The sequence below is a fragment of the Micromonospora sp. NPDC049230 genome (genome assembly GCF_040647875.1).
Lineage (GTDB): Bacteria > Actinomycetota > Actinomycetes > Mycobacteriales > Micromonosporaceae > Micromonospora.
This window is the reverse complement of sequence record NZ_JBEZCZ010000030.1, coordinates 50983-77007: the sequence shown is the minus strand read 5'-3', so window position 1 is coordinate 77007 and position 26025 is coordinate 50983. Positions and strand designations below refer to the sequence as shown.

The following is a 26025-nucleotide window of genomic DNA, read 5'->3' as shown; positions in this document are numbered from 1 at the left end:
CCCTGGTCAGGGCGTCGAAACACGCATGGTGTCGGCAACCTGCGGCGGGACTGGTGATTTCGCCGATGCGCGGACCGGTGGAGAGGAAAAAACTGACTTACGTCGATATCCCTCGACCCTAGGGAGTGCCCGACGTGTCCTCACCAACCACCACCCGTCCCCGTTCCGTCGTAGCCCGTCTCGCGGTGGCCGCCGTCCTGGTCGCCGGCGGCGTCCTCTCCGGCCCGACCGGCGCCGCGCAGGCCGCGGGCCCGTACGAGCGGGGCCCCGCCCCGACCACCGCGATCCTGGAGGCCAGTCGCGGCCCGTTCGCGACGGCTTCGCAGAGCGTGTCGTCGCTGAGCGTCACCGGCTTCGGCGGCGGCGTCATCTACTACCCGACAAGCACCAGCGAGGGCACCTTCGGCGCCATCGCCATCTCGCCCGGCTACACCGCCGCCTGGTCCAGCATCAGCTGGCTGGGGCCCCGGATCGCCTCGCACGGTTTCGTGGTGATCGGCATCGAGACCAACACCCGGCTCGACCAGCCGGACAGCCGGGGCCGGCAGTTGCTCGCCGCGCTCGACTACCTCACCCAGCGCAGCTCGGTCCGCACCCGGATCGACAGCAGTCGACTCGCGGTGGCCGGGCACTCGATGGGTGGCGGTGGCACCCTGGAGGCGGCCTCGTCGCGGCCGTCGTTGCAGGCCGCGGTGCCGCTCGCGCCGTGGAACCTGGACAAGAGCTGGTCCGAGCTGCGGGTGCCCACGCTGATCATCGGTGGCGAGAGCGACACCGTCGCGCCTGTCGCGTCGCACTCGGTGCCGTTCTACAACAGCATCCCGGCCTCCGCCGAGAAGGCGTACCTGGAACTGAACGGGGCGAGCCACTTCTTCCCGCAGACGACGAACACGCCCACCGCCCGGCAGATGGTGGCCTGGTTGAAGCGGTTCGTCGACGACGACACCCGCTACGAGCAGTTCCTCTGCCCCGGCCCGAGCGGTTCACAGATCGAGGAGTACCGCAACACCTGTCCCAGCGCCTGACGGCGGTCCCGGGGCGGTCGCCGCTGGCGGCCGCCCCGTCCGCGTGGGTTCAGGAGCATCGAAGGTCTTGACGCCAAACCCGAGAAACGTACACTGCGAGTGTAAATAAACACCCGCCACAACAGGGGGATGGGTGATGGAGCGCGGCCTCGAACTGCACCACATCGGCGTCCGTTTCGGCGGCCTCACCGCTCTCGACGACGTCTCACTGCGGGTGCCGCCCAACCGGGTGGTGGGCGTGATCGGGCCCAACGGCGCCGGCAAGACCACGCTGTTCAACGTGATCTGCGGGTTCGTCGCGCCGGAGACGGGTTCGCTCACCCTGGACGGCCGACCGCTGCGGCCCCGGCCGCACCGGCTGACCCGGCTGGGCATCGCCCGGACCCTGCAGGGCACCGGGCTCTTCGCCGGTCTGACCGTGCTGGAGAACGTGCTGACCGGCGCCACCCACACCGCCCGTGCGGGTTTCGTCCCGGCCCTGCTCGGGCTGCCGGCCAGCGACCGCGACGAGCGCCGGCTGCGCCGCGACGCCCTGGACATCCTCGACGACCTGGGGATCGCCGACCACGCTGAGGCCGCACCCACCACACTGCCCTTCGCCGTACGCCAGCGGGTCGCCCTGGCCCGCGCGCTCGCCGCCCGGCCCCGGCTGCTGCTGCTCGACGAGCCCGCCGGTGGCCTCGGCGCCGACGACATCGCCGAGCTGGCCGCGCTGATCCGGCACCTGCCCCGGCGTGACGACGACCCCTGCGCGGTGCTGCTCGTCGAGCACCACATGGACCTGGTGATGGCGGTCTGCGACGAGCTGGTGGTGCTCGACTTCGGCCGGGTGATCGCCGCCGGCACCCCGGACGAGATCCGTGACGACCCGGCGGTCACCGACGCCTACCTCGGTGCCGCCGTCGAGGAGGTCACCCCATGACCGCGCCCGACCTGCTCGTGGTGCGCGGGTTGGTGGCTGGTTACGGTGCCGCGCCGGTGTTGCGGGCCATCGATCTCACAGTCGCGGCCGGCACGATCGCCGCGGTCGTCGGCGCCAACGGCGCCGGCAAGACCACCCTGCTGCGCGCGCTCTCCGGCATGATCCGTCCGGCCGCCGGCCAGGTGCTCCTCGCCGGGGAGGAGCTGCGGGGTACGCCGGTGGAGCAGCTCGTCCGGCGCGGCATGGCGCACGTGCCGGAGGGGCGGGGCGTGATCAGCGAGTTGACAGTCGACGAGAACCTGCGGCTCGGCGGGCTGTGGCGGCGTGATCGGGCCGACGCCGGTCGGGCTCTCGACGAGGTCTACCAGCTCTTCGAGCCGCTGGCCCGCCGCCGCCGGCACCTGGGCCACCAGTTGTCCGGCGGTGAGCGGCAGATGCTCGCGCTCGGTCGGGCTCTGGTCGGTCGACCCCGGCTGCTGCTGCTCGACGAGCCGTCGCTGGGCCTGGCGCCGCGGGTGGTCGCCCGGACCATGGCCCTGCTGCGCCAACTGCGTGACAGTACCGGCCTGACCGTCCTGCTCGTCGAGCAGAACGTGCGCAGCGCACTCGCCGTCGCCGACCAGGGCGTCGTGATGTCCCTCGGTCGGGTGGTGATCGCCGCGCCCGCGGTGAAGCTGCGCGACGACGTCGACCTGCGCCACGCGTACCTCGGTTTCTGACCACCACCACCTCGTCCCCCGGAGGGAGGACTGTTGGACCGCTTCGTCTTCCTCACCGTCGACGGCCTGTCCCGGGGCGCGGTGTACGCCGCGTTCGCGCTGGCCCTGGTGCTCATCTGGCGGGCGGCGCGGGTCGTCAACTTCGCCCAGGGGGCGATGGCCGTCGCCGCCGCGTACGTCGCCTACACCGTCTCGACCGCGACCGGGTCCTACTGGCTGGGTTTCGTGGTCGCGATCGTCGCCGGCCTGCTGCTCGGCGCGCTTGTGGACCGGGTCGTGATGCGCCACGTCGACCACGCCTCGCCGCTCAATCCGGTGATCGTGGCGCTCGGTCTGGTGCTGCTGATCCAGGCCGTGCTGGGCATGCTGTACGGCAACGAGTTCCGCCCGGCCGAGGCGCCGTTCGACAGGTCCGCGCTCACCGTGGGCGGGGTGGCCGTGCTGTCGCCGTACGACCTGTTCGTCTTCGCCACGATCGGGGTGGTGGTCAGTGGTCTGGCCTGGATGTTCGCGCGTACCCCGGTGGGGTTGCGGATGCGCGCGGCGGCCTTCGCTCCCGAGGTGTCCCGCCTGCTCGGGGTCAACGTCGGTGGCATGTTGACCCTCGGGTGGGCACTGGCGTCCGGAGTGGGCGCGCTGGCCGCCATGCTGGTCCTGCCGACCGAGTTGGGCCTGCACCCGCACGCGATGGACCTGGTGTTCGTGTCGGCGTTCACCGCGGCGGTGGTGGGTGGGCTGGACAGTCCACCGGGGGCGGTGGTCGGTGGCCTGGTGGTGGGTCTGCTGCTCTCCTACGTGAGCGGGTACGCCGGCAGTGACCTCACGCCGCTCGCGGTGCTGGTCCTGCTGCTGGCGGTGCTGCTGGTCCGGCCGGGTGGGCTGTTCGCGCCGGTCGCGGCGAGGCGGGTGTGAGCGCCACGAGGGCGGCAGCGCCGCCGAGAGAGCAGCTCGTCGACGCGGGTCGGCCCGTCGACCGGCGACGTGGCTCGACCCTGCTGCGGCACCTCGCGGTGGTGCTCGCCGCCGGGTTGCTGCTGGTGGCGGTCAGCTACGCCGTCGAGCCGTTCCGCAACTTCCAGCTCGCCACCGCGGCGGCCTACCTCTGCGCGACCGCCGGGCTGACCGTCCTCACCGGGCTCAACGGGCAACTGTCGCTCGGGCACGGCGCGTTGATGGCCACCGGGGCGTACACAGTGGCTCTGTGTCAGAACGCGTTCGCCGACCGGGGGATGACCGGCGGCTGGCTGCTGCCGCTCTCGCTGGGCGCGGCGATCGTCAGCACTGTCGCGGTGGGCGCGGTGGTCGGTGTGGCGGCGGCCCGGCTGCGCGGCCCCTACCTGGCCGGGGTGACCCTGGCGGTGGCCGTCGTCGTGCCGGCGTTGGCCGTCACCTTCGACGGCGTGTTCAACGGCGAGCAGGGGCTGTCGGTGCCGGTGGAGCCGCCGCCGATGTCGCTCGGCCCGTACTTCCCCTACGAGCGGTGGCAGCTGTGGCTCACCGGCGCGGCCACCCTGCTCGCGCTGCTGCTGCTGGCGAACCTGATCCGCAGCCGGTACGGGCGCACCTTCCGGGCGGTCCGCGACGACGAGGTGGCGGCCCGTCTGGCCGGCATCCACGTGGCCCGTACCCAGGTTCTCGCGTTCGTGGTCAGCGCCGCCACCGCCGGGCTCGGCGGGGCGTTGCTGGCGGTGCTCGCGCAGAGCGTCTCGCCCGGGGCGTTCTCGCTGACCCTGTCGCTGTTCCTGCTGATGGCCGTGGTGATCGGCGGTCTCGGCCGGCTCACCGGGGCGCTGTGGGGGGCCGTCCTGCTTGTCGCCCTGCCCGACCTCACCCACTCCCTGACCGACCTGCTCACCCTCTCACCCGCGGTGGCGCAGCGGCTGGAGGGCAATCTGCCGCTGGCGATCTTCGGCCTCACCCTGATCGTCGTCATGATCGCCGCACCCGGTGGCATACAGGGGCTGTTGTCCCGTCTTGGTCGGCGCCTGCGGGCCCGGCGTTCCTGAGCTGCTCCGCGCCCGGCTCTCGGCCGGGCGTACCACCACCCACACCGTTCCCCCGAACCGGACCGAGAAAGGTCGGTGTTCTCCATGCACCGTTTGGCACAACGTGGTCTCGCGATCGCCAGCACCATCGCCCTGTTGGCCGCCGCCGCTGGTTGCAGCGGTGACGACGGCTCCGGTCCCGGCGGCGCGTCGGTGCCGGGCGTCACCGACACCGAGATCGTCGTCGGCACCCACATGCCGCTCACCGGGCCAGCCTCGGCCGGCTACTCGAAGATCGCCCCGGCGACGAAGGCGTACTTCGACTACGTCAACGCCAACGGCGGTGTGCACGGTCGGAAGATCACCTACAAGATCATGGACGACGGCTACAACCCGGCGAACACCCAGCAGGTGGTCCGCCAGCTCGTCCTCCAGGACAAGGTCTTCGCCGTCCTCAACGGTCTGGGGACGCCGACGCACAGCGGGGTGCTCGACTTCCTGAAGAGCAACCGCGTGCCGGACCTGTTCGTCGCCTCCGGCAGCCGCAGTTGGGACCAGCCGGACAAGTATCCCGGCACGTTCGGGTTCAACCCGGACTACACGGTGGAGGGCAAGATCCTGGCCAACTACGCCAAGACGAACCTGGCCGGCCAGAAGGTCTGCTTCCTCGGCCAGGACGACGACTTCGGCCAGGACAGCCTGGCCGGTGTGGAGAAGGTGCTCGGCGCCGGCGCCGTGGCGGTCAAGCAGACCTACGTCACCAGCAACACCAACGTGGCACCGCAGATCGGCGCGTTCAAGGCGGCCGGTTGCCAGGTCGTCGTGCTCGCCACAGTGCCCGGCTTCACCGCGCTGTCCGTCGGCACCGCCGCGCGGCTGGGCTTCAAGCCGCAGTGGCTGGTCTCCAACGTCGGCGCCGACCACCCGACCCTGGCCAAGCAACTCGACAAGGCCGCCCCGCTGCTGGAGGGCATGGTCGGCGCCAACTACCTGCCGATGCAGAACGACACCGCGAACCCGTGGATCCAGCTTTTCGCGAAGGTCAACAAGGAGCACAACGGGGACGCGCCGTTCGACGGCAACACCGTCTACGGCATGTCGGTCGGCTACCTCTTCGTCCAGACGTTGCTCGCCGCCGGCAAGGGCCTCACCCGGGAGAAGATGCTGGAGGCGGTGCGGAAGGGCGGCTTCCAGGGCCCCGGGCTGGTGCCGCTGCGCTTCTCCGCCACCGACCACTCCGGGTACGGCGGGCAGCGGCTGAGCCGGGTGAGCGGGGGAGTGCAGAGCTACTTCGGGCCGGCGTACGAGACCGACGAGGCGGACGGCCCGGTCAACGAGTACACGGCCGCCCAGGCCGCGCCCCCAGCGAACGGACTACCCACGGCCCCGTAAGCCCCTCCCCACTCCGCGACTTGCACCTTCTGTCCCCGCACACTGTGTATTCCACGCGTTTCAGCGACAGGAAGTGCACGATCGGCGCGGCTCTGAGCTGGTGGCGTCCGGCCGGGCGTGGTCACACGTGACCATGCCCGGCCGGACGCCTGCGTGTTCCGTGCGACGTTGACCGGCACCGATGCTGCTCCTACTATCTGCATTGTGAGTGCAGATTATGGATGACCGCGCCGGTGGTCGGTCCGGGCCCGCTGATCACCGCTTGTCTAGAATCGGCGGTGCGTCGGGGGACGCCAGGGCAGTGAAGGGGCGGGGGCGGATGGACGGGGTCGACGTCGTGGGTCGGGTCGACGGGCGCACCGCCCGTGCCGAGCGCACCCGCGCGGCCATCGTCGAGGCGCACCTCGCGCTCATCTCCGAGGGTGACCTGCGCCCGACAGGGGAACGCATCGCCGAGCGGGCCGGCATCTCGCTGCGGACGCTCTGGACCAACTTCAAGGACATGGAGACGCTCTTCGAGGCCAGCGGCGCGGAGGTGCTCCGGCAGCAGGACGCGGCCCATCGGCGTATCTCACCGGGCCTGCCGCTGGCGAAGCGGGTCGACGCGTACTGCCGGCAGCGGGCCCGGTTGCTCCAGCTCATCGCGGCGTCGGCGCGGGCCGCCCAGATGCGCGAGCCGGTCTCCGAGCAGCTGCACCGCAACCGTCTCAAGCACATCGAGCGGGTCCGCCACGAGGTCGAGGAGCTCTTCGCCGTCGAGCTGGCCGCGGCCGGGTCGGGGCGGGAGCAGTTGCTCCACGCCCTGGTGACGGCGAGCACGTGGCAGGCCTGGTCGATGTTGCGCTACGGCCTCGGGCTCGGCGTGGACCAGGCCCGCGCGGTGATGACCCGGACGGTGGGCGCCCTGCTGGCCGAGGTCACGGCCGACTGATTTCCGGCTCGGCCCGATATCGCCTCCTCTTTCCATTCGGTTACCAATAGGTGACACTTCATGCATGGTTGCTGCATCGAGAGTGCAACTAACCGTGCTGCGTGGCCGGGACGACGAATGCCACGCCGTCCGGCGCCTGCTCGACGGCGTGACCGACGGTGGCGGCGCCCTGCTGCTGCACGGCGAACCGGGCTCGGGTCGCACCGCGCTGCTCGCCCACGCCCACCGCTACGCCGCCGACTGCACAGTCCTCGCCGCGAGCGGCCTGGCCGAGGAGGCCGCGCTGCCGTACGCGGGGCTGCAACGACTGCTCGACCGGGTGCCGCACCACGCCGCGGCCCTGCCCACGCCACAGCGCGACCTGCTCCGGCGGGCGCTGGGCGGGAACGGTTGCCCGGCCCACCGTCGGCTCGCCCTGTCGATGGCAGTGCTCGGGCTGCTCGCCGACGCGGCACGGGACCGCCCGCTGCTCGTCACCATGGACGACGTCGACCGCGGTGACCCCCTGACCGCGCAGGTGCTGGCCGTCGTGGCGCGTCGGCTGCGCGACCTACCGGTTGTCGTCCTGCTCACCGCGGACGTCGCGGTCACCGTCGACGGGATACCGGCGCAGCGCCTCCGGCCGCTCGACAAGCGCGCCAGCGTCGCCCTCCTCACCGACCGGCTACCCGAGCGGCCCGCCGCGTCGGTCGTGACCGCGCTGGCGGCGGTCGGCGGGGGCAATCCGCAGGCACTGGTGGACCTCGCCGAGATGCTCAGCCCCGCACAGTGGCGTGGGGAGGAGGCGCTGCCCGCCGCGCCACCGGCGGACGGCGCGCTGGGTCGCGCGTACCAGGCCCGTCTGGACCGGTTGTCGCCGGACACCCGCCGGATGCTGCTGCTCGCAGCGCTCGACGCCGACGGTGCGCCGGGCACGCTGATCCGCGCCGCCGCAGCCGCCGGCACCGAGGTCGAGGCGCTCGCCCCGGCGGAGGTCGCCGGCCTGGTCCGCGTCGAGCCGCAGGGCGTCACCTTCCCCCAGCCGCTGGTCCGCACGATGATCGCGGCCAGTGCGCCACTCGCCGAGCGTCGCGCCGCACACCGTCTCCTCGCCGGGGTGCTGGTCGCGGACGGGCAGCGGCTGCGCCGGGCGATGCACCTCGCCGCCGCCACGGCAGGTGCCGATCCGGCTCTGGCCGCGGAGTTGGAGGAGGCGGCCTCGGGTGGAGCCGGCGGCTGGGCGGTGGCCTCGGAGGCGCTGCGCTGGGCGGCCGACCTCAGCGATCATCCGGCCCAGACGGCCGCCCGGCTGCTGAGTGCCGCCGACTACGCCTGGGTCGGCGGGCAACCCGAGGTGGTCCGGCCGCTGCTCGACCGCCTGCGCACCGTGTCCACGGACCCGGCCGTGCGGGGTCGCGCCGACCTGCTGCGCGGTGAGGTGGAGCTGCGCTGCGGCGCGGCGTCGGACGCGTCGGCGAGGCTGCTGAGCGCCGCCGAAGCGGTGGCCGACAGTGATCGGGCCCTGGCGTTGTCCGGGTTGGTCCGCGCCGGCGAGGCCGTCTGTTTCGCCGGCGACCAGTACCGGTACGCCGAGGTCGGCCGGCGGGCGCTGGCCCTACGGCGACCGACCGACCCGCCGGCGATGGAGCTGATGGGCAGCCTGGTCGCCGGGGTGGCGGCGACCCTGCGCGGCGACCACGAGCGGGCCGGGCCCACGCTGCGCCGCGCCGTCGTGCTGGGCGGTCGGTTGAGCGGTTCGGCGGTGACCCCCACCGCGCTCACCTGCGCCGCGGCAGCCGGCCTGGTGGTGGCAGTGGACGGCGCGGCGCACCGGCTCGCCGAGCGTGCCGTCGCGCTGGCCCGGGATCGGGGCGAGGTGTTCATGCTGCCCCGGGCCCTGGAGTTGCGGGCGATCGCCGAGTACTGGCAGGGCCGGCACGAGGCGGCGGCGGAGACCTCCCGCGACGGGTTACGGGTCGCCCGTGCCACGGGTCAGGTCAACTACGCCAACGTCCATCTGGGCCTGCTCGCCGTGCTCGCCGCGATCCGGGCCGACCGCGACACCAGCCTGCGGCAGATCCGGGAGATCGGCGGGTCGCCGACGCCGGGCAGCCGCCCGCACGCGCTCGCCGGGTGGGCGCTGGCGGTGCTCGACCTCATCGAGGGCCGGCACGCCGAGGCCGCGGACCGGCTGGCGTCGCTGGCTCGGCTCGGCACCGGCCGGGGTCAGGTCCTCGTGCAGGTGATGGCGACGCCGTACCTGGTGGAGGCGGCGGCGCACCTGGCACACCGACCGGCGGCCGCAGCCGCGCTCGCCGTGTTCGACAGGTGGGCCAGCAGCACGGCGAGCCCGTTGCGCCGGGCCCTGTCCGCCAGGTGTCACGCGCTCCTCGCGCCTCGGGGCAGTGCCGAGGCGGAACGGCACTTCCAGGCGGCGCTGCGGCTGCACCCGATGGAGGCCGGCACGTTCGAGCTGGCCCGTACCGAGCTGCTCTTCGGCCAGGAGCTGCGTCGCAGCCGCCGCCCGCGCGACGCGCGTACGCACCTGCACCAGGCCCGGGAGATGTTCAGCCTGCTCGGGGTGGCGTGCTGGGCCGAGCGGGCCACCACGGAGCTGCGGGCGGCGGGGGAGTCGGTCGGTGCGCCGGACCTGCCGGCGGCGCGGCTGCTGACCGGCCAGCAACTGCGGATCGCCGAGCTGGTCGCGGAGGGCGCCACCAACCGGGAGATCGCCGTCCGGATGTTCCTCTCGATCCGCACGGTCGACCACCACCTGCGCAACGTGTTCCACCGTCTCGGCATCCGCTCGCGCACCGAGCTGGTCCGCGCGTTCGCGGGCGAGCGGCACGCCGGGCTGGCCTCCGACAGGTGACCCGGGGCCCGCTCTGGACGACTTAAACTACCACCGCTAGTTTGATGGCCATGGACCTCACCCTCTCCGCCGAGCAGACCGCGGTCCGCCAGCTGGCCGCCGAATTCGTCGACCGCGAGCTGGTGCCGCACGCCGCCGCCTGGGACCGACACGAGTCGGTCGACCCGGCCATCGTCGGCCTGCTCGGCGACCTGGGCTTCCTCGGGCTGACCATCGCCGAGGCCGACGGCGGCTCCGGCGGCGACCACCTCGCGTACTGCCTGGTCCTGGAGGAGCTCGGCCGGGGCGACTCGGCGGTGCGCGGCATCGTCTCGGTCTCCCTCGGCCTGGTCGCGAAGTCGATCGCCGCCCACGGCTCGGCCGAGCAGCGAGCCGAGTGGCTGCCCCGGCTCTGCGCCGGCACCGCCCTCGGCTGTTTCGCGCTCACCGAGCCGGACAGCGGCTCGGACGCGGCCGCGCTGCGCACCCGAGCGGTCCGCGACGGCACCGACTGGCTGCTCACCGGCACGAAGACGTTCATCACCAACGGCACCACCGCCGACGTCGCGCTGGTCTTCGCCCGCACCGGCGGCCCGGGGCACCGGGGCATCACCGCGTTCCTGGTGCCCACCGACAGCCCGGGGCTGGCCCGCCGGGAGATCCACGGCAAGCTGGGCCTGCGCGGCCAGGCCACCGGCGAGTTGCGCTTCGACGAGGTACGCGTGCCCGACACGGCCCGTCTCGGCGTCGAGGGCGGCGGGTTCCGCCTGGCCCTGGCCACCCTCGCCAAGGGTCGGATGTCGGTGGCCGCCGGATGCGTCGGCATCGCCCAGGGCTGCCTGGACGCGGCTGTCGGTTACGCCGGGCAGCGCACCCAGTTCGGCAAACCCATCGCCGGGCACCAACTCGTCCAACAACTGCTCGCCGCCATCGCCGTGGACACCGCCGCCGCCCGGCTGCTGGTCTGGCAGGTGGCCGACCTGATCGACAGGGGCCAGCCGTACGCCACCGAGGCCTCGATGGCCAAGCTCTTCGCCAGCGAGGCCGCCGTCCGCGCGGCCAACAACGCGGTCCAGGTCTTCGGCGGGTACGGCTACATCGACGAGTACCCGGTCGGCAAGTACCTGCGGGACGCGCGGGTCGCCACCCTCTACGAGGGCACCAGCCAGATCCAGCAGCTTCTCATCGGACGCGCGCTCACCGGCGTCAACGCCTTCTAGATTCAAGGAGACCTGCCGTGCGAGTCTTCGCCTCGTTCGACGAGTTGACCGCCGCCGTCGGCGAGACCCTGGGGCCCGGTCCGTGGGAACGGATCGAGCAGAGTCGCGTCGACCTCTTCGCCGACGCCACCGACGACCACCAGTGGATCCACGTCGATCCGGTGCGGGCCGCGTCGGGGCCGTACGGCGGGACCATCGCCCACGGGTACCTGACGTTGTCGCTGCTGCCGGCGCTGGCTGGACGGCTCTACCGGGTGCAGGGGGTGGCGATGGGGGTCAACTACGGGCTGAACCGGGTGCGTTTTCCCGCCCCGGTGCCGGTCGGTGCCGCCGTCCGGGCCACCGCCACCCTCGCCGAGGTGTCCCCGGTGACCGGCGGCGTGCAGGTGGTCGCGACGGTCACCGTGGAGAGCGACAGCGCGGCAAAGCCCGTCTGTGTGGCCGAGACCGTCAGCCGGCTCTACCTCGCGACGAGTTGACGGCCGTCCAGCTCGGACCTGCCTTGCGGAGAAGTTCCGGAATTTGCGGCCCTTAATCCGCCGCTGCTTGATCCCGCTCGTCGGCTCCCGACACTTCGGCCCTGCCGAAGGGCCGCTCACCTGGACGGTGCTCGACTCGGCTGCTGAACGGCGTCCCGCGAGTCTCGTAAAACTTCCGGAAATTGTTGCTCGTCAATGAGCGGCGCTGACATACTCCACATCCATCGGAGTCGATGATCTGGGGCTTGTGCCTCTTCCCGGGCGCCCCCGCGTGCGTGGTCCCGACCCGATACCCCACCACCCACCGGGGTGCCGCGTCAGACACCCCGTCCGGGTCCACCGGAAGGAAAAGACATGACCGAGAGGTGCCACGGGGACACCCGCCCACCGACGGGCCCACGAGCGCGTACGGCTATCGTCCTCGCCGCCGCGGCTCTGCTCGCCGCGACAGGTGCCGCGTTCCTGCCGAGCACGGCGAGCGCCGGAACCACACTTGGCGCGTCCGCCGCCGAGAAGGGCCGCTACTTCGGTACGGCGGTGGCCGCGAGCCGGTTGAGCGACAACGCGTACACCACGATCTTGAACCGTGAGTTCAACATGGTCACGGCCGAGAACGAGATGAAGATGAACGCCACCGAGCCGCAGCAGGGCCGGTTCAGCTACGGCGCGGCGGAGCAGATCGTCAACCACGCGCGCAGCCGCGGCATGAGCGTGCGGGGCCACACCCTCGCCTGGCACTCGCAACAGCCGGGCTGGATGGAGAGCATGAGTGGCAGTGCGCTGCGGCAGGCGATGCTCAACCACGTGACGCAGGTGGCCACTCACTTCCGGGGCCAGGTGGTCGCGTGGGACGTGGTGAACGAGGCGTTCGCCGACGGCAGCTCCGGGGGCCGCCGTGACTCGAACCTGCAACGCACCGGCAACGACTGGATCGAGGCGGCGTTCCGGGCGGCGGACGCCGCCGATCCGAACGCGAAGCTGTGTTACAACGACTACAACACCGACAACTGGACGCACGCGAAGACCCAGGGCGTGTACAACATGGTGCGGGACTTCAAGGCCCGTGGCGTACCGATCGACTGCGTCGGTTTCCAGTCGCACTTCAACAACAACTCGCCGTACGTGAGCAACTACCGCACCACGCTGTCGAGCTTCGCCGCGCTGGGCGTCGACGTGCAGATCACCGAGCTGGACATCCAGGGCGCTCCGGCGAACACCTACCGCAGCGTGGTGGAGGACTGCATGGCCGTGCCCCGTTGCAACGGCATCACGGTCTGGGGCATCCGCGACAGCGACTCGTGGCTGGCCTCGCAGACCCCGCTGCTGTTCAACAGCAACGGCTCCAAGAAGGCCGCGTACGACGCAGTGCTCGCCGCGCTGAACAACGGCAGCCCGGTCCCGACGACGGCGCCGCCGACGAGCGTCCCGCCGACGAGTGTCCCGCCGACCTCCACGCCGCCGACCTCGGCACCGCCCACCACGCCACCACCCGGCGGCGACTGCACCGCCACGCTCCAGGACAGCACCCGGTGGGGCGACCGGTTCAACAGTCAGGTGACAGTCAGCGGGGCGAGCAACTGGAGCGTCGTGGTGGCCGTCACCCCGCCACAGAAGGTGTCCGCCACCTGGAACGGCAGCCCCAGCTGGGACAGTAGCGGAAACGTCATGACGATGCGGTCGAACGGCAGCGGCGACGTCTTCGGCTTCACCACAATGGCCAACGGCAACTGGACACGCCCGCAGGTGCTCTCCTGCACCGCCTCCTGAGCACCACCGCACGTTGATGGGGCGGCGACGGGATCCCGTCGCCGCCCCATCCTCGGTGAGCACATCGGACCCACACGTCAGCTCAGCGCCGCCGCCTTGCCCAGGAGCACCGAGCGTTCGCGCTGGTTGGCGCAGAGCCGGGCGGCCAGCTCCAGTTCGCTGCGCGCCTCCGTTCGCCGGCCGAGGCGGGCCAGCAGCTCACCGCGTACGGTCGGGACCAGATGCGAGCCGGGGAGCCGGTTCGCGGCGATCAGCTCGTCCACGATGGCCAGGGCCCGCGCTGGAGCCGAGGCCATGGCCACGGCGACGGCCCGGTTGAGCTCGACCACCGGTGAGGGCGTGGCCCGGCCGAGTGCCTCGTAGAGCACCACGATCCGGTCCCAGTCGGTCTCCGCGACCGAGGGTGCCGACGCGTGGGTGGCGGCGATCGCGGCCTGTAGGCCGTACGGGCCGAGGCCGCGAGTCGATGCCCTGGTCAGCGCGGCCAGCCCACGGCGGATCGCCGAGGAGTCCCACAACCGGCGGTCCTGATCCGCGAGCAGGACCGGCGCACCGTCCGGGCCGGTCCGGGCCGGGAAGCGCGCCGCCGTCAGCTCACACAACGCGAGGAGGCCGTGTACCTCCGCTTCGTCCGGCTGCAACGCGGCAAGCGAGCGGGTCAGCCGGACCGCCTCGTACGCGACGTCGGGGCGCAACAGCCGGTCGCCCGAGGTGGCCGTCGACCCTTCGGTGAAGATCAGATAGAGGACGCTGAGCACATCGGCCAGGCGTTCCCGGCGCTCGCCGGCCGGCGGCAGTTCGAACGGCACTCCGGCCGCCGCGATCGTCTTCTTGGCCCGGGTGATGCGGGCCTGCACGGTCGGCACGGGGACCAGGAACGCGCGGGCGACCTCCTCGCTGGACAGGCCGCCGACCACGCGCAGGGTCAGCGCCACCCGGCCCTGCGGGGAGAGCACCGGGTGGCAGCTGACGAACATCAGCGCCAGGACGTCGTCGTCGATGCTGTCGAGATCGACGTCCCTGTCGACCGCCGAGTCGACCGCCAGGTCGGCCGCCAGTAGGGCGTACCGGTCGTGCAGGGCGACCCGGCGGCGAATCGCGTCGATCGCCCGCCGCCGGGCGGCGGCCATCAGCCAGCCGGCCGGGTTGGCCGGAGAAGCACGCGGCCACGACACAAGCGCCTCCGCCACCGCCTCCTGGGCCGCGTCCTCGGCCAGCCCGAAATCGCCGGTGAGCCGGGTCAGCGCGGCGACGATCCGGGCCGACTCGACCCGCCAGACGGCCTCGACGTCGGCCGTACCCATCAGATCTGGCCGTTGCTCTCGCCGCCGGGCGGAACCTCGTCGGCCTCGGCCACCCGCCGGACCTCGATCTTGGACCCGCGGACCGCCGGGAACCGGGTGGCCCACGCGACCGCCTCCTGTTTCGTGGCGACATCGAGCAGGAAATAGCCACCGAACAGTTCCCTGGTCTCGCCGTACGGCCCGTCGGTGACCACCGGGGCCTCGCCGCTGAAGTCGACAACCACGCCCCGGCCCGGATCGTCCAGCCCCTCGGCCGCGACGAGCACACCGGCCCCCATCATCTCCTCGATGAACCGGCCGGTCGCGGCCATCGCCTCGTCGATGGTGGACATCATGGCCGCGTTCGTCTCGTCGGTGCCCCGCATGATCAGCATGTACTTCGACATCGCGTTCTCCTCGTCCGGCGGGGCCGCCTCCGGGCCCGCACACCCCCATGTCGAACGAGCGGCGCGCGGATCGACACGGCAGGTCAATAATCTCCCGCCGGGACGAGGGCCCGTGCTCCGGACGTGGTGCGCGGGGCGCGGTGCCGGGCCCGTGCGACCCGGCACCGCGACAGCATCGTCAGGCGAGGGCGCAGGCGGTGCCGTTGAGGGTGAACGCGGACGGTCGGCCGGCGTTCCCGGTGTGGGTGGCCTGGAAGCCGATGTCGACAGAGGTGCTCGGCGCGATCGTCGCGTTGTAGGAGACGTTACGAGCGGTCACCGCCCCGCTCGTCGGGGAGTAGTCGGCGTTCCAGCCGCCGGTGATGGTCTGCCCGCCCGGCAGCGTGAACGTCAGTGCCCAACCGTTGACCGGCGTGCTGCCCGTGTTGGCCACCGAGACCGCCGCGGTGAGCCCGTTGCCCCAGGCGTTGACCGTGTACGTGACGCGGCACCCGCCGGACGGCGGCGGAGTGGTGGGCGGCGGCGTGGTCGGCGGGGGAGTGGTCGGCGGGGGAGTGGTCGGCGGCGTGTCGCCACCGATGCTGCCGGGCACCGCCCGGAGGGCGTCGTACCAGGCCACGGCCATCTTCCGATAGCCGGTGGCGTTGGGATGCACGCCATCGGCCAGGTCGCTGAGGGTCAGGGCGCGGTACATGTCGACAAGGTGGACGCGTTTGCCGGCGGCGGCCCTGGTCTGCACGATCCCGGGGATCGCGGCGTTGTATCCGCGGACCTGGTTGTCCGCGCCCGACTTCGGGATGATCGTCGCGACGAACACGTCGGCGTTCGGGACGGTGTTGGTGATCCGGTCGACAAGGGTGGCCAGTCGGCCCGGGGCGCCGGAGGTGTCGCCGTACATGTCGTTGGTGCCGATGTGCAGCAGCACGGTCCGGGGATTCGTGGCCCGCAACCAGTTGACCACGTTGTTGTCGATCTGGGCGATGGTCCATCCGGAGTGGCCCTGGTGGTCGTGGTCGCCGAGGCTGGCCGGGCCGTTGAACTGGGAGCCGACGAAGTCGATCCGGTAGCCACCGGCGGTGAACCGCTGCCAGAGCTCGATCCGGTATCCACCCGCGACGTTGAATCCGTCGGTGATCGAGTCACCGAGGGGCATCACTCGTACGCCGCCGTTGGATTCGGCGTTGGCCGGCGTGGTCGCGATGGGTACGGCTGCTGCCATGGCCACGGCCGCGGCCAGGGCCGCCCACCATCGGCGGGCTCGTCGGGGCCTCGTCGTCGCGGCGGCGGTGGGTGACGGAGGGACGGGGTGGCCGAGCGTTGCACTGCTCATGGGACTTCCTCTGGTGGTGAGGGCGCGCGACAACGGCGACGACCAGGAGACGGCCGCCGCCAGGATGCGGTTGGCGGGCTGCGCGCAACGACCAGGAACCCGGACGTCGACACTGGTGGTCGTGGCGCTGCGGCTGGCACTGGTCATCGAGGGGTCGGAGGCGACCGGCCGATGATCAGTGGCGGAAGTGTGCCCTGCACCTCGCCTGACGCACCCTAACGTGTTATCGCTAACATCGGCAATAGATCGGCGTCCGGCTATGAGCATCGCCCCGGGCGGCGCGCGCCTACATGCGGGAGGAGCCAGCCGGGTGCAACGTCGAGTCGAGCCAGCGCAGCTGACGCCGGACGTGCACGGCCTCGCCGCCCTCGTGACCGTTGAACGGGTAGACGTGCATCTCGCGCGCCGGCGGCACCGGGAGCCCGGCCAGGGCCCCGTACTGGTTGTAGGCGGCGAAGCCGGTGCTCGGTGGGCACACGGTGTCCCGCAGCCCGACCCCGAAGTGGGCCGGCGCTGTCGCCCGCCGGGCGAAGCTCACGCCGTCGACGTAGGACAGGGTGCGCCAGACCGCGTCCTGCGCCTCCCGGTGCACGGCCAGGTACCGGGCGATCTCGCCGTACGGCGCGGGTTCGCTGACCTGGACGGCTCGCCGCATGTCGCACAGGAACGGTGCGGTGGTCAGCACCGCCCGGAGGTCGCCGACCAGCCCCGCCACCGCCAGGGCCAGGCCCCCGCCCTGGCTGTTGCCGACAACTGCGACCCGGGCACCGTCGACCCCCGGCAGGGCGCGAACGGCCTCGACCGCCCGGACCGCGTCGGTGATCAGGCGGCGGTAGTGGTAGTCGCGGGGATCGAGGATCCCCCAGGTGACCGGCCAGGGCCCGCCGGGTGCGCCGTGCGGGTCGGCGGTGTCCCCGGCGCCGTACTGCCCCGCCTGGCCCCGGTTGTCCATCAGCAGATGGGCGTACCCGGCCGTCGGCCAGGTCAGCCGCTCGTGGGGCAGGCCGCGACCACGGCCGTAGCCGGCGTACTCGACGACGGCGGGCAGTGGCCCCGCCACCCCGGCGGGGCGGGTGTACCACGCCCGGACCGGGTCGCCGCCGAAGCCCGTGAACGTGACGTCCCAGGTGTCGAGCAGGCGCAGGTCGGTCGGCTCCGGACGGACGTCGACGAGCACCGGCCGGCTGGCCGCATCGAGGCGGGTGTCGCGCCAGAACTCGTCGAAGTCGTCGGGTTCGACGATCTCGGGCGCGTACCGCTGGAGGTCGTCGAGCAGGGCGGCGGAGTGGGGCACGGGTCCTCGCAGGGGCTCGGGTCAGTGCGGGCTGGCGGGGGGTGCGGTGCTGGCGGGGGGTGCGGTGCTCTCCCGGACGACCAACTCGGTCACCAGGTCGATCCGGCTTGTCGCCGGCTCGTTGCCCCGGGTCAGGTCGAGCAGCATCTGGGTGGCGATGCCCGCCATGTCGCGCAACGGCTGGTTGATCGTGGTGAGGGCCGGGTCGGTCCAGGTGGAGACCGGGAGGTTGTCGTACCCGATCACCGACAGGTCCTCGGGCACCCGCAGGCCGCACTGGCGGGCGGCCCGGAGCACCCCCATGGCCTGGATGTCGGAGCCGGCGAAGATCGCCGTGGGTCGAGACGGTCGGCGGAGCAGTTCCAGCCCGTGGGCGTGCCCGGCGCCCGCGGAGAAGCTGCCGTAGCGGATCAGCTCGCGGTCGACGGTGAGCCCGGCCTCGTCGTGGGCCGACTGGAAGCCGGCGGCGCGGGCACGACTACAGAGCACATCGGGCGGCCCGGAGATGATGGCGATCCGTCGGTGCCCCAACTCCAGGAGGTGCCGGGCGGCGAGCAGGCCGCCGTTCCAGTTGTTCGAACCGACGGTGGGTACGGAGGCCGAGGTCGCGCTGTCGGTGTCGACGACGACGAACGGAATGCCCTGACGCCGCAGGTGTTGTTGTTGGGCCGCGGCCAGGTGGGAGAGGACGAACACCACACCCAGCGGGCGGTCGGCGAGAATCGCGTCCAGCCATCGCGCCGGTGGGCGGTGCGCGCCGTCGAGCTGGGCGACCGACATCCCGACGCCGGCCGCGGTGGTCACTGCCTCGACGCCGCGCAGGATCTCCATGGCCCACCCGGTGTCGAACTCGTGGAACACGAGATGGATCCGCCCGCCGCTGGTCGAGGGTCGCCGGGTGCGCCGCTGGTACTTGTGGCGATCGAGACTCGCCTCCACGCGCGCTCTGGTGCCGGGGGCGACGTCGCCACGTCCGTTGAGGACCTTGGAGACCGTGGCGACCGAGACGCCGACATCGTGGGCGATTGTCGCGATGGTGGTGGAGGCGGGTGGGTCGAGCGGGCGGTGCTCTGTCATCGCGGCCCCATACGACATCCGAAAATTTCGGGAGACCCTAACACGATTGGCCGAGTGCGCCAGCCGTTGCGGCGGTCGGCCCGTCCGTTTCGCGGGCCATTTTGCCACTCGTCCACCACGGAGTGCCAATGCTGGAGTCACCGCGTGCGCCGACCGGTACCAGGAGTCCAGTTGGGACCCTTGACACCCATCGATGCGGCACTTAGGTTGCCGAAAAGGTTGCGCAGGCTTCCGGAAAGTTTCGGATCGTGTGAACGTCCGCCACCGAACTGGTTCCACCAGGGCACGGGGATGTGGCCGGAGCTAAGGGGTCATGGCATGAGAAGTCAGTTGCCCGTGGACAGCGACGCCGCGCCGTGGCGCGATCCCCGGCTGTCGCCGACCGAACGGGCCGAGGCGCTCCTGCCGTTGATGACACTCGAAGAGAAGATCGCGCAACTCGTCGGCGTCTGGGTCGGCGCGGACGCCTCCGGCGAGGGTGTCGCCCCCCACCAGTCCGACATGGTCAGCGAACTCCCGCCGTGGAGCACCGTCATCCAGTACGGGTTGGGCCAGCTCACCCGGCCGTTCGGCACCGCGCCCGTCGACCCGGTGCTCGGCGCCCGGTCACTCGCCGCCTCCCAGGCGCAGATCGTCGCCGCCAGCCGCTTCGGCATCCCGGCGCAGGTGCACGAGGAGTGCCTCACCGGGTTCGCGGCCTGGAAGGCCACCGTCTACCCGACCCCGCTCAGCTGGGGCGCCTCCTTCGACCCGGAGCTGGTCGAGGTGATGGCCGACCGGATCGGGCGCTCCATGCGCGCGGCCGGTGTGCACCAGGGGCTCGCGCCGGTCCTCGACGTCACCCGCGACTACCGGTGGGGCCGCACCGAGGAGACGATCGGTGAGGACCCCTACCTGGTGGGGACCACCGGCGCCGCGTACGTGCGGGGTCTGGAGGGCGCCGGTGTGGTGGCCACCCTCAAGCACTTCGCCGGCTACTCCGCCTCCCGGGGCGGGCGCAACCACGCCCCGGTGCCGATGGGTCGCCGGGAGCTGACCGACGTGATCCTGCCGCCGTTCGAGATGGCCCTGCGTCTCGGCGGCGCCCGCTCGGTGATGAACTCCTACGCCGAGATCGACGGCCTGCCCGTCGCCGCCGACGAGGCGCTGCTGACCGGCCTGCTGCGCGACGAGTGGGGCTTCACCGGCATCGTGGTCGCCGACTACTTCGCCGTCCGATTCCTCCAGACCCTGCACTGTGTCGCCGCCGACGCCGCCGACGCCGCCGGGCTCGCCCTGCGGGCCGGAATCGACGTCGAGCTGCCCACAGTGGACACCTTCGGCGCCGCGCTGGTCGAGGCCGTCCGCAGCGGCGACGTCGACGAGGCGCTGATCGACAGGGCGCTGCGGCGGGTGCTGATCCAGAAGATCGAGATCGGCCTGCTCGACGAGGACTGGCGGGAGTTGCCCGACGACGTGGCGCACCTGCGACTCGACGACGAGGTCAGCCAGGACGTGGCCGTACGCCTGGCCCGGGAGTCCGTCGTCCTGCTGCGCAACAGCGGCGTCCTTCCGCTGCCCGCCGGCGGTCGGGTCGCCCTGGTCGGCCCGGTCGCCGACGATCCGATGGCCATGCTCGGCTGCTACTCCTTCCCCAACCACGTGGGCATCAACCACAGCGAGCACGGGCTCGGCCTGGAGATCCCCTCGCTGCGCGACGAGTTGGCCCGACGCGTCCCACTGCTCACCCACGAGCCGGGTTGCGCCATCACCGGCGAGGACACCTCCGGCATCCCGGCCGCGGTCGCCGCGGCGGCCGCCGCCGACGTCTGCGTGCTCGCCGTGGGTGACCGCGCGGGCATGTTCGGTCGGGGCACCTCCGGTGAGGGCTGCGACGCTGTCGACCTGCGGCTGCCCGGTGTACAGGCCGATCTCGTCCGGGCCGTCCTCGCCACCGGCACCCCGGTCGTCCTGGTGCTGATGACCGGCCGCCCCTACGCGCTCGGCTCGGAGTTCGACACCGCGGCGGCAGTGGTGCAGGCGTTCTTCCTCGGCCAACTCGGCGGGCAGGCGCTCGCCGAGGTGCTCACCGGCGCCGTGAACCCGTCCGGACGGTTGCCGGTCAGTGTGCCCCGCGACGCCGGCGGACTGCCGAGCACCTACCTGGCACCGCCGCTCGGGCGTCGCACCAAGGTCTCCTCGGTGGACCCGACTCCGGCGTACCCGTTCGGCCACGGGCTGAGCTACACCACCTTCGAGTGGTCCGACGCCGCAGTGATCGATCCCTCCGGCGAGACGCCTGACGCCCCGGCGGCCTGGCCGGTCGACGGCGAGGTGCGGGTCCGGATCACCGTCGCCAACACCGGGGACCGGGCCGGCACCGAGGTGGTGCAGCTCTACCTGCACGACCCGGTCGCGCAGACCACCCGCCCGGTGGTCCGGCTGGTCGGCTACACCCGACTGCCGCTGGAGCCCGGCGAGAGGGCGCACGTGACGTTCGGCGTACCGGCCGACCTGGCCTCGTTCACCGGATTGTCCGGCCGGCGGATCGTCGAGCCCGGCGAGGTCGAGCTGCGGTTCGGCCGGTCGAGCGGCGACGCGGTGGCGACCCTGCCGCTGCGGCTGACCGGCGCCGAGCGCCAGGTCGGCCACCAGCGGGACCTGCTCACGTCGGTGCGGGTGGAGCCCCTCGTGGCCGTCCCGCATCCCGCCTAGGAGACCGAGGATGACATCGACCTTACGGCCACCGCCGCCGGCGCCACCTCAGTCTCCGACGGAGGCCGCCAGCCCCGGACCGCGAATGCCACGGCGGCGTCGGAGCTGGCGGCAGGCGCTGCGCCGGGACTGGCAGCTCTACTCGCTGGCCGTCCTGCCGCTGCTGTTCTTCCTGGTCTTCCGGTATCTGCCGATGCTCGGCAACATCATCGCGTTCCGCCGGTTCAAGCCGGGCGGCAGTGTCTTCGGTGAGTACTGGGTCGGCCTGCGGTACTTCCGGATGTTCCTGAGCGACCCGACGTTCTGGGAGGTCTTCACCAACACGCTCGTGCTCGGGACGCTGACCCTGCTGTTCTGCTTCCCGTTGCCGATCGTGCTGGCGCTGATGCTCAACGAGGTGCGCGCCCGCCGGTTCAAGCGGTTCGTCCAGTCGGTGTCCTACCTGCCGCACTTCCTGTCGATCGTGATCGTGGCGGCGATGGTCATGCAACTGACCTCGGTCGGTGGCGCGGCCAACCAGCTCGTCGGCCTGTTCGGCGGCGACCCGGTGGCGTTCCTACAGAAATCGGAGTGGTTCCGCACCATCTACGTCTCGTCCGAGGTCTGGCAGACCGTCGGTTGGGGGACGATCCTCTACCTCGCCGCGCTCACCACTGTCGACGAGGACCTGTACGAGGCGGCCCGGATCGACGGCGCGAGCCGGTGGCGGCAGACCTGGCACGTGACGTTGCCAGGGATCCGGCCGACGATGATGACGCTGCTGATCCTCAACATCGGCAACTTCCTGGCAGTCGGGTTCGAGAAGATCCTGCTGCTCTACAACCCGCTGACGTACCCGACCGCGGACGTGGTCTCCACCTATCTGTTCCGGATGGGCTTCCAGTCCAGCAACTTCAGCTACGCCGCGGCCATCGGTCTCTTCGAGGCGGTGATCGGGTTGATCCTGGTCCTGACGGCGAACCTCATCTCCCGGCGCACGGTGGGGACGAGCCTGTGGTGATCCTCGGTACGAAGAGCGACGCCCCGAAGACGCGGGGTCCGGTGGACAGTCGGGGCTACCGGATCTTCCGGATCGTCAACACGGTCGTCCTGATCGGCGTCGTGGTCGTGACGCTGTTCCCGTTCCTCAACATCGTGGCCCGCTCGCTCAGCGAAGAGGCGTACATCATCACGGGGAAGGTGAGCATCGTCCCGCGCGGGTTCGACCTGACCGCGTACAAGCTGTTGATGTCCGATGGGTTGTTCTGGACGAACTACCGCAACACTGTGGTGTACACGGTGGTCGCCACGCTCATCTCGATCGTGCTGACCACCTGTTACGCGTACGTGCTGTCGAAGCCGCGGCTCAAGGGGCGCGGCGTCCTGGTCGGCATCGCGCTGTTCACCATGTTCTTCTCCGGTGGCCTGATCCCCAACTACGTGCTGGTCACCAGCCTGGGGATGAAGAACACCATCTGGGCCGTGGTGGTCCCCAACGCGATCAGCGTGTTCAACCTGCTGGTGATGAAGGCGTTCTTCGAAAGCCTGCCGAGCGAGCTGGAGGAGGCCGCAGCGGTCGACGGGCTGAACACGTACGGCATCCTGCTGCGGATCGTGCTGCCGCTGTCGAAGGCGATCATCGCGACGATGGTGCTCTTCTACGCGGTCTCCTTCTGGAACTCGTGGTTCACCGCGTTCCTCTATATCGACCAGCAGGATCTGCTGCCGGTCACCGTCTACCTACGCAACCTCATCGCGGGCGCCACCAGCGCCGAGTCCGCCGCGGCCGACGCCGACAAGGTCCAGGCCGCGGCCACCCTCGAGGCCGTGACGATCGTGCTCACCACCCTGCCGATCCTGGCGGTCTACCCCTTCGTCCAGCGGTACTTCGTCCGCGGCGTGATGCTCGGCGCGGTCAAGGGGTGACGCCACGCCACACCGTTCCACATTCGAATCCCCACCACCGAAAGGACGAGCCATGCTGCACAAGACGTGGCGCCGGGTGGCATTAGCCTCCGCGGGTCTGCTCGCGCTCTCCCTTGCCACCGCCTGTTCCGAGGACCCCGGCGAGTCGACGGACCTCTCGGAGAACAAGGTCGGGGCGATGGCCAGCTACGGCGTCGGCGACCAGTTCAAGGCCACCGAGGCGCTCTCCTTCTCCACCCTGTACAACAACCACACGTTCTACCCGCTCAAGGAAGACTGGGCGTTCTGGTCGGAGCTGACCAAGCGGACAAACGTCAAGATCGAGCCGGTCGCCGTGCCGCTCAGCGACTACGAGCAGAAGCGCAGCCTGCTGATCGGCGCCGGGGACGCCCCGCTGATCATCCCGAAGACGTACCACCCGCAGGAGGACGCGTTCGTGGCCTCCGGGGCGATCCTCCCGGTGAGCGACTACCTGGATCTGATGCCGAACCTGAAGGACAAGATCGCCAAGTGGAACCTCAAGCCGGAGATCGACAACCTGCGGCAGGCCGACGGTAAGTTCTACCTGCTGCCCGGCCTGCACGAGAAGCCCACGCAGGACTACACGGTGCTGGTGCGCACCGACATCATGCAGGAGCTCAACCTCCCCGTCCCGAAGACCTGGGACGACCTGTACACGGTGCTCAAGGCCATGAAGGCGAAGTACCCGAACGTCTACCCGTACTCCGACCTGTTCAGCAAGCCCAACCCGACCGGTGCGCTGCTGAACCTCCTCGGCTCGTCCCACGGCACCTACGCGGGTTGGGACTTCCAGCACGCCACCTGGAACCCGGCGGAGAAGAAGTTCACCTACACCGGCTCGTCCGAGCAGTACAAGCAGATGGTCACCTTCCTGCACAAGCTCGTCGCCGAGGGTCTGCTCGACCCGGAGAGCTTCACCCAGACCGACGACCAGGCCCGCCAGAAGCTCGCCAACGGCAAGTCCTTCGTGGTCACCGGCAACGCGCAGACGCTCGTCAACAACCACCGGCCCGACCTGGCCAAGACCCTGCCGAACGCGAAGATGGCCAAGATCCCGCTGCCGATCGGCCCGGCCGGCGAGATCAACCCGTTCCCTCGGCTGGAGAACGGCATCATGATCTCCTCGAAGGCGCGGGAGAGTAAGAACTTCGTGGCCATGATGCAGTTCATCGACTGGTTGTGGTATTCGGACGCCGGTTTGGAGTTCGCCCGCTGGGGTGTCGAGGGCACCACCTTCACCAAGGACGCGTCCGGCAAGCGCACGCTCGTCCCTGACGTCAGTTTCCTGGGCCTCAACCCGAAGGCGACCAAGCACCTACAGAAGGACTTCGGCTTCCAGAACGGCGTCTTCGCCTACGGCGGCAGCCCCGACCTGGTCCGTGGGTTCTTCTCGCCGGAGGAGCTGGAGTTCCAGAAGGTGATGGACGCCCGCAAGCCGCGAGAGGTTCCCCCGCCGCACCCGTTCACCGACGAGGAACGCGAGCAGGTGTCGCTCTGGGAGACCCCGCTGAAGGACTTCGTCACCCAGAACACGCTCAAGTTCGCCCTCGGTCAGCGGCCCCTCGGCGAGTGGGACGCCTACGTGGCAGAGCTGAAGGCCAAGAACTCCGAGCAGTACATCGACCTGGTCAACAAGGCGTACGAGCGGTTCCAGAAGGACAACGGCTGATCAGCGGGGAGTCCGGGCGGGCGGTCCAGCCGGGCCCTCGACCGGACTCCCCGACGACCACCGGCCCGGGGCGCGCGGGTGACCCGCGCGCCCGCGGGCAGGACGACCAGAGGACGGCGATGCGCAGCACCGTTTCCGGCCAGCCCACCCGACGCCGCCCCGGCACCCGGCCACGCCGTCCCGGCCGCCGCGACCGGAGGGGACAGCGGTGAGCACCACGCGCACCTGGCGGCAGTTCGGCGACGGACCGCTGTCGCGGATCACCTCGCGGGTCTACATCCTGCTCGTCGTCGAGTTGCTGCTCCTGCTCACCACACTGCCCGGCCTGCTCCCGCTGCTGCTGCTGGGTCGCGACCCCAGCAACCTGCCGCTGGCCGCGCTCTTCCTGGTGCCGCTCGGGCCGGCGCTCTCGGCTGCCCTGTACGCCCTGCACCACCAGCGCACCGACCTGACCGACCTGCGGCCCGCAAGCGTGTTCTGGCGCGGCTACCGGGCCAACCTGTCCGGCGTGTTGCGCGTCTGGGTGCCGACGCTGCTGTGGTTGACAGTGCTCGCCGTGAACCTCGCCTACCGGGGTGCGGTCGGCCTGCCGGGCTGGTGGGCGGTGCCGCTGGTCCTGCTCGGCGTGGTGGTGACGCTCTGCGGGGTGAACGCCCTGGTGATCACCTCGCTGTTCGACTTCCGCACCCGCGACGTCCTTCGACTGGCCGTGCACTTCCTCGTGCGTACCCCCGGGGTCACCGTCGGCACCGCCCTGCTGGTGGCCGCGGCGGCCGGGATCACCGCGGTCCTCTCCGAGGCGGTGCTGGCGATGTTCGGTTCGGTCGCGGTCCTGGCGCTCCTGCGCCTCAGCGACCCGATGGTGCGACTGACCCGGCAGGAGTTCACCGGGTGAGCCTGCCCGGTACCGCCGAGATGCCGTGGCGGGTGACCACAACCCGGAACAGCCGCCCGAAGATCCATTGAAGTGGGGCTATCCTCTCTTCGACACCGCACCCGATCGACCTGGTCGCCCTCGGCGCCTTCGACCGGGTGCTGTCCCGCTACGACGCGGCCGGCGCTTCGCAACGACCGC

At 71.2% G+C, this 26025-nt stretch carries 22 protein-coding genes; 17 read left to right on the top strand and 5 right to left on the bottom strand.

All coding sequences use genetic code 11. The features are described 5' to 3' along the window. Positions 1–134: 134 nt before the first annotated feature. From AB0A95_RS23595 to AB0A95_RS23545, 11 genes are all read left to right on the top strand, one after another. Positions 135–1025, top strand: coding sequence for an alpha/beta hydrolase (locus AB0A95_RS23595; protein WP_357063920.1), 891 nt, complete (start codon positions 135–137; stop codon positions 1023–1025). 136 nt (positions 1026–1161) lie between these two features. Next, positions 1162–1947, top strand: coding sequence for an ATP-binding cassette domain-containing protein (locus tag AB0A95_RS23590; protein ID WP_357557898.1), 786 nt, complete (start codon positions 1162–1164; stop codon positions 1945–1947). Further along, positions 1944–2666, top strand: coding sequence for an ABC transporter ATP-binding protein (locus tag AB0A95_RS23585; RefSeq protein ID WP_357557897.1), 723 nt, complete (start codon positions 1944–1946; stop codon positions 2664–2666). The genes AB0A95_RS23590 and AB0A95_RS23585 overlap by 4 nt, the downstream gene beginning before the upstream one ends. A gap of 33 nt (positions 2667–2699) precedes the next feature. Further along, entirely contained in the window at positions 2700–3578 is an 879-nt protein-coding gene (locus tag AB0A95_RS23580; RefSeq protein WP_357063912.1) for a branched-chain amino acid ABC transporter permease, read from the top strand. Beyond that, positions 3575–4672 carry a branched-chain amino acid ABC transporter permease gene (locus tag AB0A95_RS23575; protein ID WP_357557896.1) on the top strand — a complete coding sequence of 366 codons (1098 nt, stop codon included), beginning with the start codon at positions 3575–3577 and terminating at the stop codon, positions 4670–4672. Before AB0A95_RS23580 ends, AB0A95_RS23575 begins: the two co-directional genes overlap by 4 nt. Before the next feature lie 84 nt (positions 4673–4756). Next, positions 4757–6043, top strand: coding sequence for an ABC transporter substrate-binding protein (locus AB0A95_RS23570; protein WP_357557894.1), 1287 nt, complete (start codon positions 4757–4759; stop codon positions 6041–6043). Positions 6044–6362: 319 nt separating this feature from the next. Then, complete coding sequence (locus tag AB0A95_RS23565; protein WP_357557892.1) at positions 6363–6974, top strand: TetR/AcrR family transcriptional regulator; 612 nt, start codon at positions 6363–6365, stop codon at positions 6972–6974. 64 nt (positions 6975–7038) lie between these two features. Next, the gene (locus AB0A95_RS23560; protein ID WP_357557891.1) at positions 7039–9825 is read left to right on the top strand and encodes an AAA family ATPase; all 2787 of its coding nucleotides are present in this window, start codon (positions 7039–7041) and stop codon (positions 9823–9825) included. A 50-nt stretch (positions 9826–9875) separates the two neighbouring features. Continuing rightward, positions 9876–11024: an acyl-CoA dehydrogenase family protein gene (locus tag AB0A95_RS23555; protein ID WP_357557889.1), complete on the top strand. Its 1149-nt coding sequence runs from the start codon at positions 9876–9878 to the stop codon at positions 11022–11024. 17 nt (positions 11025–11041) lie between these two features. Continuing rightward, the gene (locus AB0A95_RS23550; RefSeq protein ID WP_357557888.1) at positions 11042–11503 is read left to right on the top strand and encodes a MaoC family dehydratase; all 462 of its coding nucleotides are present in this window, start codon (positions 11042–11044) and stop codon (positions 11501–11503) included. 354 nt (positions 11504–11857) lie between these two features. Then, entirely contained in the window at positions 11858–13270 is a 1413-nt protein-coding gene (locus AB0A95_RS23545; protein WP_357557886.1) for an endo-1,4-beta-xylanase, read from the top strand. 77 nt (positions 13271–13347) lie between these two features. Here the strand turns inward: AB0A95_RS23545 and AB0A95_RS23540 are convergent, their stop codons facing one another. The 3 genes from AB0A95_RS23540 to AB0A95_RS23530 form a co-directional block, all read right to left on the bottom strand. Then, positions 13348–14574: a DUF6596 domain-containing protein gene (locus AB0A95_RS23540; protein WP_357557885.1), complete on the bottom strand. Its 1227-nt coding sequence runs from the start codon at positions 14572–14574 to the stop codon at positions 13348–13350. Next, complete coding sequence (locus AB0A95_RS23535) at positions 14574–14960, bottom strand: YciI family protein (protein WP_357557883.1); 387 nt, start codon at positions 14958–14960, stop codon at positions 14574–14576. Before AB0A95_RS23535 ends, AB0A95_RS23540 begins: the two co-directional genes overlap by 1 nt. A 178-nt stretch (positions 14961–15138) precedes the next feature. Next, the gene (locus tag AB0A95_RS23530; RefSeq protein WP_357557919.1) at positions 15139–16179 is read right to left on the bottom strand and encodes a cellulose binding domain-containing protein; all 1041 of its coding nucleotides are present in this window, start codon (positions 16177–16179) and stop codon (positions 15139–15141) included. 124 nt (positions 16180–16303) lie between these two features. Between AB0A95_RS23530 and AB0A95_RS23525 the strand changes: the two genes are divergently transcribed. Beyond that, positions 16304–16465, top strand: a complete 162-nt coding sequence (locus AB0A95_RS23525; protein WP_357557882.1) for a hypothetical protein — start codon at positions 16304–16306, stop codon at positions 16463–16465. 111 nt (positions 16466–16576) lie between these two features. Here AB0A95_RS23525 and AB0A95_RS23520 read toward each other — a convergent pair whose 3' ends face one another. Further along, positions 16577–17584, bottom strand: coding sequence for an acetylxylan esterase (locus AB0A95_RS23520; RefSeq protein WP_357557881.1), 1008 nt, complete (start codon positions 17582–17584; stop codon positions 16577–16579). A 21-nt stretch (positions 17585–17605) separates the two neighbouring features. Beyond that, positions 17606–18661: a substrate-binding domain-containing protein gene (locus AB0A95_RS23515; RefSeq protein ID WP_357557880.1), complete on the bottom strand. Its 1056-nt coding sequence runs from the start codon at positions 18659–18661 to the stop codon at positions 17606–17608. A gap of 318 nt (positions 18662–18979) precedes the next feature. On the opposite strand from AB0A95_RS23515, the gene AB0A95_RS23510 reads away from it, so the two are divergent. The 5 genes from AB0A95_RS23510 (at position 18980) to AB0A95_RS23490 (ending at position 25845) form a co-directional block, all read left to right on the top strand. Then, the gene (locus AB0A95_RS23510; protein ID WP_357557879.1) at positions 18980–21355 is read left to right on the top strand and encodes a glycoside hydrolase family 3 N-terminal domain-containing protein; all 2376 of its coding nucleotides are present in this window, start codon (positions 18980–18982) and stop codon (positions 21353–21355) included. Between the two features lie 85 nt (positions 21356–21440). Further along, positions 21441–22355: an ABC transporter permease subunit gene (locus AB0A95_RS23505; RefSeq protein WP_357557878.1), complete on the top strand. Its 915-nt coding sequence runs from the start codon at positions 21441–21443 to the stop codon at positions 22353–22355. Next, positions 22352–23260, top strand: coding sequence for a carbohydrate ABC transporter permease (locus tag AB0A95_RS23500; RefSeq protein WP_357557876.1), 909 nt, complete (start codon positions 22352–22354; stop codon positions 23258–23260). Before AB0A95_RS23505 ends, AB0A95_RS23500 begins: the two co-directional genes overlap by 4 nt. A 52-nt stretch (positions 23261–23312) precedes the next feature. After that, on the top strand, positions 23313–24950 hold the full coding sequence (locus tag AB0A95_RS23495; protein WP_357557875.1) for an extracellular solute-binding protein: 1638 nt from the start codon (positions 23313–23315) through the stop codon (positions 24948–24950). A gap of 208 nt (positions 24951–25158) precedes the next feature. Beyond that, positions 25159–25845, top strand: a complete 687-nt coding sequence (locus AB0A95_RS23490) for a DUF624 domain-containing protein (protein WP_357557874.1) — start codon at positions 25159–25161, stop codon at positions 25843–25845. Positions 25846–26025 lie beyond the last annotated feature (180 nt).

Excerpts from the sequence above, each read along its gene's own strand:
- AB0A95_RS23590 (WP_357557898.1), top strand. The coding sequence starts at position 1,162 with ATGGAGCGCGGCCTCGAACTGCACCACATCGGCGTCCGTTTCGGCGGC.
- AB0A95_RS23585 (WP_357557897.1), top strand. The coding sequence starts at position 1,944 with ATGACCGCGCCCGACCTGCTCGTGGTGCGCGGGTTGGTGGCTGGTTAC.
- AB0A95_RS23570 (WP_357557894.1), top strand. The coding sequence starts at position 4,757 with ATGCACCGTTTGGCACAACGTGGTCTCGCGATCGCCAGCACCATCGCC.
- AB0A95_RS23565 (WP_357557892.1), top strand. The coding sequence starts at position 6,363 with ATGGACGGGGTCGACGTCGTGGGTCGGGTCGACGGGCGCACCGCCCGT.
- AB0A95_RS23560 (WP_357557891.1), top strand. The coding sequence starts at position 7,039 with ATGGTTGCTGCATCGAGAGTGCAACTAACCGTGCTGCGTGGCCGGGAC.
- AB0A95_RS23555 (WP_357557889.1), top strand. The coding sequence starts at position 9,876 with ATGGACCTCACCCTCTCCGCCGAGCAGACCGCGGTCCGCCAGCTGGCC.
- AB0A95_RS23545 (WP_357557886.1), top strand. The coding sequence starts at position 11,858 with ATGACCGAGAGGTGCCACGGGGACACCCGCCCACCGACGGGCCCACGA.
- AB0A95_RS23540 (WP_357557885.1), bottom strand. The coding sequence starts at position 14,574 with ATGGGTACGGCCGACGTCGAGGCCGTCTGGCGGGTCGAGTCGGCCCGG.
- AB0A95_RS23535 (WP_357557883.1), bottom strand. The coding sequence starts at position 14,960 with ATGTCGAAGTACATGCTGATCATGCGGGGCACCGACGAGACGAACGCG.
- AB0A95_RS23530 (WP_357557919.1), bottom strand. The coding sequence starts at position 16,179 with ATGGCAGCAGCCGTACCCATCGCGACCACGCCGGCCAACGCCGAATCC.
- AB0A95_RS23515 (WP_357557880.1), bottom strand. The coding sequence starts at position 18,661 with ATGACAGAGCACCGCCCGCTCGACCCACCCGCCTCCACCACCATCGCG.
- AB0A95_RS23510 (WP_357557879.1), top strand. The coding sequence starts at position 18,980 with ATGAGAAGTCAGTTGCCCGTGGACAGCGACGCCGCGCCGTGGCGCGAT.
- AB0A95_RS23505 (WP_357557878.1), top strand. The coding sequence starts at position 21,441 with ATGCCACGGCGGCGTCGGAGCTGGCGGCAGGCGCTGCGCCGGGACTGG.
- AB0A95_RS23495 (WP_357557875.1), top strand. The coding sequence starts at position 23,313 with ATGCTGCACAAGACGTGGCGCCGGGTGGCATTAGCCTCCGCGGGTCTG.